Genomic DNA, 13455 nt, shown 5'->3' with positions numbered 1-13455 from the left:
TGCTGGTCATTATGCTTAAGAAAGGATAAAAAGGTCTGGTGGCCTTAGAAGTTATCTTTATCCTTATTTGGATTTCTGTAATAAAGTTTACCTTCTGTATATTCCTGTGCTGCTATCAGTGTCGCTTTCGGCAACTTTTCATAATAACGTGAAATTTCGATTTGTTCTCTGTTTTCGAAAACTTCTTCAAGGTTATCGTTATATGATGCAAATTCCTGCAGCTTCTTGTCCAGATCCTGTTTCATTTCCACAGATATCTGATTAGCACGTTTCCCTATGATTCTCACAGTTTCATATACATTACCCGTATCTTCCGACAGGGACATCATATCTCTTGTAACTGTGTTGTTTGCTGCATTCGACTTTCTGTAATCCATATATTCTAAAAAATTATTTTAATGTTTTATACTAGTCTTTTAATTATTCATTTCCTGTTGAACAGCCTCATTGGTCACCTGATCTACTTCCTGTCCCAAAGCTTTCAGCGCCTGACGATAATACCGCTCCGACTCTTTCAAATATTTACCATTAGGGAACATATTCCTGTAATTGAAATGCTCATCCAGCAAATCACGGTAACGCGTAGGTTTCTTCTCTTCTACACTGTAATATGCCAGTTCGTAACGGGCTCTTACAATAAGGATCTGAAACTCTTCTGAAAAAGCAGAAAACGGATAATTCTTTAATGCTTCGTGACTTGTAACAATACACGCTTCGTAATTATTACCCATATACAATCCCAGATTATAATATAAACGGGCAGCGAGGAACTCTTTATACGCCAGTTTCTCTTGCAATTTAAACATCAGATCCTGGGCTTCGGGTGCTCTTTCGCTCTGAGGAAAATATTCCAGAAAACTCTGAAACTCCTGAATTGCCTTAATTGTACTTGTCTGGTCGAGACGGGCATCAGGCGAATCGAGATACAAACCGTAGGCTGCATTGTATCGGGCCAGTTCGGTGTAATCTCCTTTCGGGAATTTGTTATAATAGCGCGTATAGTACTGAGTTGCCGTAGTGTAATCTTTGTTATAGAAATAAGACTGGGCCAACAGGAATAAAATCTCCTGTTCTTTGGCAGATCCTGTGTATGCAGTTAATATTTCTTCCAGCAAAGTGGATGTCCTACTATATTTTTTTTCATCGAAATATTTTTTGGCGTATGTATATTTCAGTTCAGCATCGCGGCTTTTCAGTATTTTATTATATTCGCCACACGAAGCTAATAACACAGCCAAAAATAAAGTACACAGAATTTTAATCTTCATTCTACTCAAAAATTAGTTTGCAAATTTACACAAAGCTTTTATAATTTGAAAATAAACTTTTACAATTATGTTTTTTTGAGAGATTTAACCGGATTATCAGAACATATTTACAACCCGTTTCACACTTTCAATAAACCTGTCAATCTCTTCTCCCGTATTATAGAATGCCAGCGAAGCCCTTACCGTGCCCTCTACACCCAAAACCTCCATCAGCGGCTGGGCGCAGTGATGCCCTGTGCGGACAGCTATGCCCATTTTGTCGAGCAGCATTCCCATATCGTAATGATGAATATCTCCAATAAGAAACGAGATTACACTGCTCTTATTATCCGAAGTGCCAAATATACGGACATCTTCTATTTTCATTAATTCATCAGTACAATATTGTAATAACTGATCTTCATACACTTTTATTGAGTGGAGACCAATATTTTTTACATATTTTATTGCTTCGGCCAATGCTATCACGGCCGGATAGTCGGGTGTACCGGCTTCGAATTTGAAAGGCAACTCATTGAACGTAGTCTTATTAAACGACACCTGGCTGATCATTTCACCACCTCCCTGATAAGGTGGCATCCGGTTGAGCCATTCTTCTTTTCCGTAAAGCACCCCTACCCCGTTTGGCCCGTATATTTTATGGCCGGAGAAAACGAGGAAATCGCAGTCAAGCTTCTGCACATCTATTTCGATATGTTGAACCGATTGCGCAGCATCAAGTAATACAGGAATATTGTGGGAATGGGCAATATCAATGATTTTTTCTACCGGATTTATAGTACCCAATACATTAGAAACATGCATAATTGAAACCAATTTAGTCCTTGACGAAATCATCTGCTCGAACTGATCAAGTTTCAATTCTCCTTTTTCATTGATGGGAATCACTCTGAGTTTAATTCCCCTGATAGTCTCTTGTAATTGCCACGATACGATATTGGCGTGATGTTCCATCTCGGAAATGATTATCTCATCCCCTTCTTCGCAATATTGCTGACAAAAACTATGCGCTACCAGATTAATGGATTCGGTAGTTCCTTTTGTAAAAATAACCTCTTTGCTATGCTTCGCATTTATAAACTGCTGAACCTCTAACCGTGCTTCCTCGGCCAGATCTGTAGCCTGCTGGCTTAAATGATGTACACCACGATGCACATTAGCATTCGTGGTGTAATATATTTTTTCCAGTGTTTCCACTACAATTTTAGGCTTTTGCGTAGTTGCACCGTTATCAAGGTAAACTAATGGTTTTCCATAAACAGTGGTAGAAAGTATTGGAAAATCAGCTCTTATTTTTTCTATATCAATCATAATAGTTGACAAGTAAACTAAGATACGAGTAAACAAGTTAAAAAAAGTATCTTGTATCTCGTACCTCGTATCTATATTTATTTACAAACAGCACAATTCCCGCAACGGGCGCTCTCCCCTTTGAAACGCTTCTCCACAAGATCAAGCAGGCGGTCCTTCAGGCGGTCGATACGCACATGCTCCAATACCCCTGCAGCAAAAGCCTGCATAAGCATCAGGCGAGCAGTTTCTTTAGGAATACCACGCGAGCGCAGATAGAACAAAGCATCTTCATCCAACTGACCTGTTGTAAGCCCGTGCGAACATTTCACATCATCGGCATATATCTCGAGCTGCGGTTTTGAATACATATGGGTCGTCGGAGCAATACACAGGTTGTTGTTCGACTGATAGGCCATTGTTTTCTGTGCATCTTTTTCTACCCTGATACGTCCGCAGAAAGAGCCTGTAGCTTCATCCTGTAACACATATTTAAAAAGCTGCGTGCTTGTGCAATGTGGCATAAGATGATCAAGGAATGCGAAGTTATCGACATACTGATGCCTGTCGGCGATCACCATACCGCACACATAGGCTTCGGCGTGCTCCCCATTCAGTTTAACAACATAATTATTACGGCTTACCCCTGTATTAAATGTCATATTATTTACCAACACATTTGAGCTTTCCTGTTGATTGACAAACGTATTGGTGAGACGTGTCACTTTATCAGAGTTTTCTTCCAGATCGTAATAATCAACAACAGCATTCCTGCCGGCAAATATTTCAGTAACCTGTGTAGCAAGGAACTGGGATTCGTCAACCGTATGGTCACATATCAGTAGTTTTACCTGTGCATCGTCTTCAGCAATGATCATCACACGACGATTCACCAGGTAGTTAAACTCACTTTTCAGTATATTGATCAACTGTATAGGTTTCTCTACAATCACACCTTTTGGCACATAGATAACAAAACCATCCTGTGCAAACATGGTGTTAAATGCCACAATACCATTATTATTCACATCGGCTATGTGCCCGTAATATTTCGTAAACACCTCAGGATTCTGTTCTGCAAAATCCTTCATACCGCCCACAAACACACCTTTCGGATATTCAACCCGTGGTTGATGCTCTTTGTGAAACAGATCATTTAGTACGAAATATAAATTCGTTGTAAGGTTTGGTATCTCACATCTGAAAGCCACATAAGGATTGCCCTTGAATGGTACCCTGTGTATATTCAGTGCATAATCGGGTAGAAATTCTGCGGCCACATCCAGATATAGGTAATCCTCCATTCTTTTGGTAGGAAAGCCTTGTTTCTGAAAAGCTTCGAATGATTTATCCCGAAGACTATTCATCCCCGCAGCAGACTTACTGTCTATAGTATCTCTGTATTGGTGAAATATGTCTATATATTGTTTTTCTATCATTATTGAAATTCTTTAATAATCCAGTCGTAACCTTTCTCTTCGAGTTCTAAAGCCAGCTCAGGGCCTGCGCTTTTCACTATCCGCCCTTTGTACAGCACATGAACAAAATCCGGCTTGATATAGTCCAGCAGACGCTGGTAGTGCGTTATAACGACTGTTGCATTATCTTTACTTCTCAGCTTGTTCACTCCTGCAGCCACAATACGCAAGGCATCGATATCAAGACCCGAATCTGTTTCGTCCAGAATAGCCAGTTTCGGTTCTAGCATTGCCATCTGGAATATTTCATTACGCTTTTTCTCTCCTCCCGAAAAACCTTCGTTCACCGAGCGCCCGGCAAGGTCTTTATCTAAATCTACCAATTCGCGTTTTTCACGCATCATTTTCAAAAAGTCTGATGCAGAAATAGGCTCCTCGCCTTTATGTTTACGTATTTCGTTAAGTGATGCGCGCATAAAATTCGTCATACTGACTCCCGGTATTTCAACAGGGTACTGGAAACTAAGGAAAAGCCCTTCGCGCGCCCTGTCTTCAGGATCCATATCTAACAGATCGTGTCCACGGAAATCAACTTCACCCTCTGTCACTTCAAAATTGGGGTTACCTACAAGTACAGAAGCCAAGGTACTTTTTCCGGCACCGTTAGGCCCCATTATCGCATGTATTTCTCCCTCGTTTACAACAAGATCCAATCCTTTTAGTATTTCCTTGCCTTCGACGTTGGCGTGAAGATTTTTTATGTTTAATAAGTTCACCATTATTTATTTTGTTATTGTTTAAAAGTTAAATTCTTAGTGTTTGTTCATCTATTGAACACTAAAGAAATATATATGTTCAGAATTTATTGAACTTCAGGACGCAAATTTAATAAAATAAAAAGAAAAAAGCCTGCTTATGGCAGGCTATTAGTTATCTATTAAATCTATAATGTTTTATCAGTTATTCTCCCAGAAATAATCTTCATCATGACTATAATAAGTCAGACTATCCCTATTCTTCTGATAATAGTTGTGAGGCACCAATGCTATTTTGCAGTTGTATTCCCGTATCATATCCGAATCGACACTACTGGAAGCTGTACAAGAAAACCAATACAGATTCTTCGACATATAACTGTCTATATACATTTCTTTCGTATATTTTATCTTATTATTCCAGTTCGCATCATCACTTATAAACACAGGACTATTTTCTATCAACCTTTTCCTTACTTCTCCTATACCAAGCATATTTCCATTCTCATCTTTTACCCATGTATTAAAAGTAGGATCGACCCACACCCACTTGTTTAATGTTTCCGAATAAACCATATTAATAACATGGCAATCCGAGTCATTCTCATCCTTAGGCAAGCAGGTTATAAAACGTGATTTAAAACCCATCGCCAGGTAACATTCGTTCAGGAATATGGCCAAAGCCCTGCAATTTATGCCTTTATCGTGTTCTTTTGCATATTCATATAATGATATTGCTGTACGTTTATCTATCGGCGGCATAAAATTTCCATCATGCCTGATAAGATTGTGAGCCCATGTCATAAGATTCAATATGCGTGATGTCTCATTACCCACCCCTGCGATTGAATCCAAATTGAAATATTTCTTTAAAATCTGTAATTCAGATGCACCAGGTGGTTGATATGTAAATACAGGAGGTTCTTTCGAATATGGTCCTGATTTCTGTAAAATATAGGTATAATCGCCTTTTTCACGGATAGAATTCTGAAGTTCTTTGAATCTGGGAAAAGCTCTGATATTGTCCAGATCACTGTCATTTTTTGAATGGTTATAATTACTATAACCATTTTTAATAGCCTTTTCGTACGACAATAAAGCCTCTTCTGTATTTCCCTGCATAGAGTACGCACATGCCAGATTATAATAAACATGTTGCAAGGAACCGGAAAAATCACGTTGCTTATCTTTTCCAAGCATTAAATATTTATTCTCGACTTCCAGCAAATTATTCTTTGCGCACAAATAATCTTTTTCCTCAAAACACTTACCAACCTGTTGAAAAACAGTTCCCATAAACGATTCAAAATCTTCTTTCTGATTACTATTCTCATTTTGCGCATTAACGGAATGTGCAGAAAATAAAGCAATTACAATAAACAATGAAATTTTTTTCATAATATTATTAAGTTACCGGTTTAATAAGAAGACGAAACAATCAGCCATACTGTTACATAAAACAAGGAAAATCAACATTATTTGTTGATTTTCCTTGTTTATTTTATAGCTTTTTATCATTTAAAAATCCATCTCCACCACTACCGGGCAATGATCTGAAAAGTAAATTTCATTCAGAATAGAAGCGCCTTTAAGACGATGTTTTGCCGCCTCCGATATAATATGGTAATCGATGCGCCAGCCCAGATTTTTCCCCCTGGCTCCGGCACGATAACTCCACCAGCTGTACTTTTCGGCACTCTGGTCATATACACGGAATGTATCTATCAATCCCGTATCAATAAACTCATCGAACCACTGACGTTCTTCAGGTAAGAAGCCCGAACTTTTGGTGTGACGTTCGGGATGGTTAATATCTATTGGCTTATGACATATATTATAATCGCCACAGACCAGTATCTGCGGCCTTTCTTTTCGCAATTCATTTATAAAGCCGGTGAAATCGGCAAGGAAACGCATCTTTATTTCCTGACGGATATCCCCCATCGTACCCGAAGGAATATATACACATATGACTGTCAGATCACCATAATCGGCACGTAACACCCTGCCTTCTCTGTCAAACTCAGGGATTCCCATACCTATCTTTACATGATCGGGTTCCAGTTTCGACAAAATAGCGACACCACTGTAACCTTTTTTTTCGGCAGGATGGAAATAATAATTATACCCGAGAGACCGGAGCGTTATAACGTCTATCTGATCTTCCGTTGCCTTTATTTCCTGTAAACAAAGCACATCCGGTGATTCTTTTTCAATCCATTGGTAAAGTCCTTTATTTGCCGCAGCACGTATACCGTTTACATTATATGATATGATTTTCATCGATGCGATATTTTAATCAGTTAGTTTTATACCTTCATTTTCGGCAGCCTTTACTTTCTTAAACAGATCGGACGCAAATACAAAATCATTGAAATCTTCGTTCGTAGATGACATAACATCTTTGCTGGTTCCCTGCCATTCCAACTGCCCTTCTTTAATAAAGTTTATGCGTTCGCCGATACCCATTACAGAGTTCATATCATGCGTATTAATAACGGTTGTCATTTTATATTCCTTGGTAATATCATGAATAAGGTCGTCGATAACCAGAGAAGTTTGAGGATCCAAACCTGAGTTTGGCTCATCACAGAATAAATATTTCGGATTAAGAGCTATAGCTCGCGCAATAGCCGAGCGCTTCATCATACCTCCACTAATCTCGGATGGATATAAATGTCCGGAGTCTCCCAGATTCACACGTTCAAGGCAGAACTGGGTGCGTTTGTCCTGTTCGGCTTTCGACATTTTAGAGAACATCATCAATGGGAATCGCACATTTTCGAACACAGTCATCGAATCGAATAAAGCCGAACCCTGAAAAATCATTCCCATCTCCTGACGAAGATCTTTCATCTCCTTTGCACTCATTTTAGGTAAGTCGCGCCCGTCATACAATATTTGCCCACTTGTAGGACGCATCAGTCCGACAAGATTTTTCAGCAATACAGTCTTTCCTGAGCCACTACGGCCAATTATCAGGTTGGTCTTTCCTGCCTCGAATATAATGTTTATATCAGAGAGAACTTCTCGTCCGTCGAATGATTTATATAAATTCTTTACTTCTATCATGACATCATCAATTGAGTGAGCAACAGGTCGGCAATCAAAATCAGAATACTGCTCATTACCACCGAGTCGGTACTGGCCTTTCCCACATCGAGCGATCCGCCACGGGCCGCATAACCATAATATGAGGCTACCGAAGATATAATGAAAGCGAAAATAATTGTTTTAATAAGCGCATACCATACATAAAACTCCTTGAAGAAAAATTGCAATCCATACTGGAATGTGTCAGCCGGCATTACCTGACCGAAGATACAGACAGCAAAACCACCTATCACCCCAAAAAACATACTCAATATCACAAGTACAGGAACAAAGCTCATAAGGGCTACGATCTTAGGCAATATTATATAATTAGCCGAATTGACGCCCATAATTTCCAGAGCATCTATCTGCTCTGTAACCTGCATCGTCCCTATTTCCGAAGCAATATTCGACCCCACCTTTCCGGCAAGGATCAGACACATTATAGTGGATGAAAACTCAAGTATCAAAATTTCACGGGAGACATACCCTACCGTATAACGCGGCATAAAAGGTGAATCAATATTCAGTTTTATTTGTACTACAATAACAGCACCGATGAAAAAAGAAATAATGACTACAATCCAGATGGAATTTACACCCAATTTGCTTATTTCATCCATATACTGGCGAAGAAATACATTCCACCTCTGGGGCTTGGTAAAAACTTTTTGCATCAGAAGCGTGTATTTTCCCAATTTGTCGAAAATAGATATCAAAAACATATAATAGTTATTTCTTTATGCAATAATTTGTAAAATCCAGACAAAGATACATTTTTTTTGCCTCTTCTTCTTAACAGCTCAGAATTTATATTGTTTTAAGATTGTTGTTTTTCGAAGTCCATTTACTTTATTTTTTACACACACAAAACCAAAAATTCAATATTAAAGAATTCTAATTAGTTAATTATAGTTAATATTATTTCATATTGCTTTTATTTTGTACATTTACATCGTATTTCTGAACAATAAAATATCATTTTAATACTCGTGACAAATTGACCTAAAAGACCTATATATTAAAAACAAACCATGAAAACAAAAACTATTGTTACCGGTGTTATCGGTGCCGATGTGCATGCCGTAGGTAATAAAATCCTTGCATTTGCCCTTGAAGAAGCAGGATTCAACGTTGTGAATCTTGGGGTTATGGTTTCTCAGGAAGAATTTATAGATGCGGCCATAGAAACAAATGCCGATGCCATAGTCGTTTCGTCTCTCTACGGACACGGAGAGATTGATTGCAACGGCCTTCGTGAAAAGTGTGAAGAAGCCGGACTAAAAAACATCCCTTTATTGGCCGGAGGAAATCTGGTAGTAGGTAAGCAGGATTTTGCCGATGTTGAAAAAAGATTCATCAATATGGGTTTTACGCGTGCATACCCTCCGGGAACAACCTTAGAAACAACAATCCACGATTTGAATGAACTAATAGGTTAATTCTTTTTGTCATGAAATACTTGACGGTCGACTTTGGCAGCACATACACCAAACTAACTGCCATAGATGCCGAAAACAGGACCATAATGGGTACTGCCAGTGCCTTTACCACGATTGACACAGATATCATTAACGGGTATAACACCGCTTTGCTCAAACTCGAACAAACAATAGGGAAAAATCACTTCGATCAGATACTTTGTTGTAGCAGTGCCGGAGGCGGGTTAAAGATGGTCGCCCTCGGGCTGGTTCCCGAACTGACCGCCAAAGCCGCTAAAATGGCTGTATCAAGTGCCGGAGCGAAAGTTATCAAAACATACTCTTTTGAAATATCTTCAGCCGAAGAAAAAGAAATACTTGGCATACGACCTGATCTCGTACTACTTTGCGGAGGTACCGACGGAGGAAATAAAGAAGTAATCATTGCAAATGCCGGACGCCTGAAAAACATCCCGGCCGATTTTTCCATAATCGTAGCTGGCAATAAGTGTGCTTCCGACGAAATAGAAGAAATATTTAAGGATTCGGGGAAAGACTTTATCATTACAGATAATGTAATGCCTGTCTTTAATAAGCTTAATATTGAACCTGCCAAGCAAAGCATACGTGAACTCTTTATAAAAAAGATCATTGAGGCTAAAGGTCTTTCGGGTGTACAGGCAATGGCTTCGAACGAGGTTATCCCTACCCCATTGGCCGTTATGTCGGCATGTGAACTGCTCAGTAAAGGCATGGAAACCGCCAAAGGCATTGGCGATTTTATGGCAGTAGATCTGGGTGGGGCAACCACCGATGTATATTCAATGGCTGACGGAAAGCCGCAGATGGAAAACATTTTGGAAAAAGGATTGCCCGAACCATTCAGCAAACGTACGGTCGAAGGTGATCTGGGAATGCGGTATAGCCTGAATTCAATGGCTGAAAGCATCGATTTCGATTCTCTGGAAAAACAATCGGGAATAATCAAAAACACTATTCTGGATTGGATTTCGCAATGCAATAAGAATCCTGATACCATAGCAATGAATGCTGAGGAATCCATCATTGAAGAACTACTTGCCAGAAGTGCTGTGGAAATAGCCGTAGAAAGGCACTGTGGTATATTGGAAAGCTCCTATTCCCCAATGGGTGAGATATTTACCCTTACAGGAAAAGACCTTACCGGAATACCTTATATAATAGGTATAGGAGGCGCCATAATAAACAGTAGCAATCCGTCATTCATATTGGGAGGAGCAAAATACAATCCGGGAAAATATAATTATATGAAACCCCGGGAACCGGAATACCTGCTGGATAAAAAATACATTTTCGCCTCGATGGGACTTCTGGCAAAAGCCGATCCCGATTTGGCCTTAGATATAATGAAAAAAGAAATAATAAAAATATAACCTAAAATAATTGAACCGAGGAGGGTAAACCAAATGGAAATTAAAAACGTAAAGTTATCTAACGACGATTTTTTTGCCGAACGCAAAGAAGTTTTGGAGCATTGGCCTACGGGAAAAGGCGTTGATTTTGACGAAGCGGTCAAATATCAGAAAGAAATTCCCGCAAAAAAACGCTTTGGTGAAAAACTAGCAAAAGCAGCGGCAGAAGGGGTCACGCTGATCCAGCCTCGCGCGGGAGTAGCTCTTTACGCCGAACATATCAAGTTGCTGCAATATCTGGAAACTGAAGGTGAAGCCGACTTATTGCCGACTACCATCGACAGCTATACCCGTCTGAACAGATACAAAGAAGCCGAGATAGGAATAGAGAAAAGTAAAGAAACAGGACGTTCCATGCTCAACGGTTTTCCTGCCGTGAATTATGGTGTGGATATTTGCCGCACTGTGACTTCTTCGCTTAAAAGTCCGGTACAGGTGCGCCATGGAACTCCCGATGCCAGATTACTTACAGAAATAGCCATAGCCGGAGGTTTCACCTCGTATGAAGGTGGTGGTATTTCTTACAATATACCATATTCGAAGAATCACTCACTTGAAAAAACAATTGCTCACTGGCAGTATGCCGACCGTCTGATCGGTTTATACGAAGAAGCGGGTGTCTCCATCAACAGGGAGCCATTCGGCCCGTTGACGGGGACGCTTGTCCCTCCATGTATTTCGAATAGCGTTGCTGTTATAGAATCTATTCTTGCCGCTACACAAGGAGTGAAAGATATAACAGTGGGCTACGGACAATGCGGAAACCTCATTCAGGATGTAGCCGCTATACGTTCTCTGAATATAATGACACGGGAATATCTTGATAAATTCGGCTTTACTGATGTTAGGGTTACAACGGTATTCCATCAATGGATGGGCGGATTTCCGCAGGACGAATCCAAATCGTTTGCCGTCATCTCATGGGGAGCAGCAGCAGCTGTACTGGCAAAAGCGACCAAAGTGATCGTAAAAACTCCTCACGAAGCTATGGGGGTACCAACTAAAGAAGCCAATGCTGCAGGGCTGAAAGCAAGCAAGCAACTTACATCGATGCTGAAAGACCAGAGTTTTGTAGATATCCCTGCCGTGGTCGCCGAGAGTGAAATTATTATGAAAGAAATGAGATGTATCCTGGATAAAGTAGAAGAACTGGGACATGGCGACTATGCAGTCGGCACAGTCCGCGCATTCGAGGCCGGGGTCATCGACATTCCTTTTGCACCGAGCAAATACAACGCAGGTAAGATTATGCCGGCCCGGGACAATATGGGAGCCGTACGATTCCTCGAAATAGGAAATGTTCCTTTCTCTGAAGACCTGAAAATCTTCCATCGTCAGAAACTGGAAGAAAGGGCCGCTTACGAAAAACGTCCAGTAAGTTTCCAGATGGTGATTGACGATGTATATGCCATAGGAAAAGGATTTCTTGTCGGCAGACCAACCAGTCGTTCATAAACAAGAATATCAATCATTATAAAAATACAGTTATGAAAATAGTCGATGTAATTTGTGCGCAGGGAAAAACAGGTTTTTTCTTCGACGATCAGAAAGCCATAAAAGCAGGAGCAAAACACGATGGCGCATTTTATGAAGGTGAACCTATGACTCCGGGATTTACGGCGGTAAGACAGGCGGGAGAAGCCATTTCAGTATTATTTATCCTGGAAAACGGCGCCATTGCTCATGGCGATTGTGCGGCAGTGCAATATTCGGGAGCAGGCGGACGCGACCCATTGTTCCTTGCCAAAGATTTTATACCTGTTATAGAAAAATATATAGCACCATTATATAAAGGAAAAGAAATCTCTTCATTTCGTGAAATGGCCGACATTGTGGATAAAGGCATCAACCCCGAAACAGGAAAAATATACCATACAGCCATTCGTTACGGTGTAACACAAGCCTGTCTCGACGCTGTCGCCAAAAGTAGATCAAAGCTAATGGCGCAGGTTATCGCTGATGAGTACGGGACAAGCATATCAGATAGCATTATTCCTATTTTTTCCCAATCGGGCGACGACCGCTATCTCAACGCCGACAAAATGATTATGAAAGGTGCGGATGTACTTCCTCATGCCCTGTTTAATAATGTGGAAGAAAAGACCGGGTTGAAAGGTGAAAAATTACAGGCTTATGTAGAATGGCTGAAAAACCGTATCTTGCAGTTTAAACCGTATGAAGGTTATAGCCCTGTTATACATATAGACGTATATGGAACGCTAGGGCCTGTATTCGACAATGATTTTGAAAAGATCGCCGAATATATCGGCACACTGGAAGTGATAGCCAAACCTTTCCATATACGGATAGAAGGGCCTGTGGATATGGGAGAAAAGATCGCGCAGATAAATGCATTGAGCAGGATTCGCCAGTTGATGGAAGATAAAGGTATCAAAGCAGAGATAGTCGCTGATGAATGGTGTAATACACTCGAAGACATTCAGGATTTTGCGATGAATAAAGCCGGACATATGGCACAGATAAAAACTCCTGATCTTGGGGGCATCAATAACTCCATTGAAGCGGTGATCTATTGTAAAATAAACGGCATGGGGGCTTATCTGGGTGGAACATGCAACGAAACGAATCGCTCAGCCGAAGTCTGTGCGCATATCGCAATGGCAACCTCACCAATACAATATCTGGCAAAACCGGGTATGGGTGTCGATGAAGGCTATATGATCGTTTTCAACGAAATGCAACGTATATTAGCATTAAAAAATAAATTGTAAAAAATAATTTCAAAATTTCAGGTTTCA

Annotated in this window: 13 protein-coding genes; 4 read left to right on the top strand and 9 right to left on the bottom strand. The window is 40.2% G+C overall.

Going from position 1 to position 13455, the window contains the following annotated elements; translation table 11 throughout:
• Positions 1-44 precede the first annotated feature (44 nt).
• From GGR21_RS05125 to GGR21_RS05085, 9 genes are all read right to left on the bottom strand, one after another.
• Positions 45-377: a DNA-directed RNA polymerase subunit omega gene (locus tag GGR21_RS05125; RefSeq protein ID WP_183306115.1), complete on the bottom strand. Its 333-nt coding sequence runs from the start codon at positions 375-377 to the stop codon at positions 45-47.
• A gap of 39 nt (positions 378-416) precedes the next feature.
• On the bottom strand, positions 417-1268 hold the full coding sequence (locus GGR21_RS05120) for an outer membrane protein assembly factor BamD (RefSeq protein WP_183306114.1): 852 nt from the start codon (positions 1266-1268) through the stop codon (positions 417-419).
• A gap of 96 nt (positions 1269-1364) precedes the next feature.
• Positions 1365-2579 (bottom strand): aminotransferase class V-fold PLP-dependent enzyme, encoded by a 1215-nt coding sequence (locus tag GGR21_RS05115; RefSeq protein ID WP_183306113.1) that lies wholly within the window; start codon positions 2577-2579, stop codon positions 1365-1367.
• Positions 2580-2656: 77 nt separating this feature from the next.
• Positions 2657-3997: a Fe-S cluster assembly protein SufD gene (gene sufD, locus GGR21_RS05110; protein WP_183306112.1), complete on the bottom strand. Its 1341-nt coding sequence runs from the start codon at positions 3995-3997 to the stop codon at positions 2657-2659.
• Positions 3997-4755 (bottom strand): Fe-S cluster assembly ATPase SufC, encoded by a 759-nt coding sequence (gene sufC, locus GGR21_RS05105; protein ID WP_183306111.1) that lies wholly within the window; start codon positions 4753-4755, stop codon positions 3997-3999. The genes sufD and sufC overlap by 1 nt, the downstream gene beginning before the upstream one ends.
• 177 nt (positions 4756-4932) lie before the next feature.
• Positions 4933-6129 (bottom strand): TPR end-of-group domain-containing protein, encoded by a 1197-nt coding sequence (locus GGR21_RS05100; protein ID WP_183306110.1) that lies wholly within the window; start codon positions 6127-6129, stop codon positions 4933-4935.
• A 120-nt stretch (positions 6130-6249) separates the two neighbouring features.
• Positions 6250-7014 (bottom strand): exodeoxyribonuclease III, encoded by a 765-nt coding sequence (locus GGR21_RS05095; protein ID WP_183306109.1) that lies wholly within the window; start codon positions 7012-7014, stop codon positions 6250-6252.
• 12 nt (positions 7015-7026) lie between these two features.
• On the bottom strand, positions 7027-7803 hold the full coding sequence (locus tag GGR21_RS05090) for an ABC transporter ATP-binding protein (RefSeq protein ID WP_183306108.1): 777 nt from the start codon (positions 7801-7803) through the stop codon (positions 7027-7029).
• On the bottom strand, positions 7800-8543 hold the full coding sequence (locus GGR21_RS05085) for an MlaE family ABC transporter permease (protein WP_394353475.1): 744 nt from the start codon (positions 8541-8543) through the stop codon (positions 7800-7802). Before GGR21_RS05085 ends, GGR21_RS05090 begins: the two co-directional genes overlap by 4 nt.
• Before the next feature lie 315 nt (positions 8544-8858).
• Between GGR21_RS05085 and glmS the strand changes: the two genes are divergently transcribed.
• The 4 genes from glmS to GGR21_RS05065 are packed head-to-tail and all read left to right on the top strand — an operon-like array spanning position 8859 to position 13428.
• Positions 8859-9266, top strand: coding sequence for a methylaspartate mutase subunit S (gene glmS / locus GGR21_RS05080; protein WP_183306106.1), 408 nt, complete (start codon positions 8859-8861; stop codon positions 9264-9266).
• A gap of 11 nt (positions 9267-9277) precedes the next feature.
• Positions 9278-10657 (top strand): methylaspartate mutase accessory protein GlmL, encoded by a 1380-nt coding sequence (gene glmL, locus GGR21_RS05075; RefSeq protein WP_183306105.1) that lies wholly within the window; start codon positions 9278-9280, stop codon positions 10655-10657.
• Between the two features lie 33 nt (positions 10658-10690).
• Positions 10691-12151: a methylaspartate mutase subunit E gene (locus tag GGR21_RS05070; protein ID WP_183306104.1), complete on the top strand. Its 1461-nt coding sequence runs from the start codon at positions 10691-10693 to the stop codon at positions 12149-12151.
• A gap of 32 nt (positions 12152-12183) precedes the next feature.
• On the top strand, positions 12184-13428 hold the full coding sequence (locus GGR21_RS05065; protein WP_183306103.1) for a methylaspartate ammonia-lyase: 1245 nt from the start codon (positions 12184-12186) through the stop codon (positions 13426-13428).
• The last annotated feature ends 27 nt before the right edge of the window (positions 13429-13455 follow it).

The organism is Dysgonomonas hofstadii, assembly GCF_014196915.1.
Lineage (GTDB): Bacteria > Bacteroidota > Bacteroidia > Bacteroidales > Dysgonomonadaceae > Dysgonomonas > Dysgonomonas hofstadii.
The sequence above is the reverse complement of the archived record's forward strand: the minus strand, read 5'-3'. Positions and strand labels throughout refer to the sequence as shown.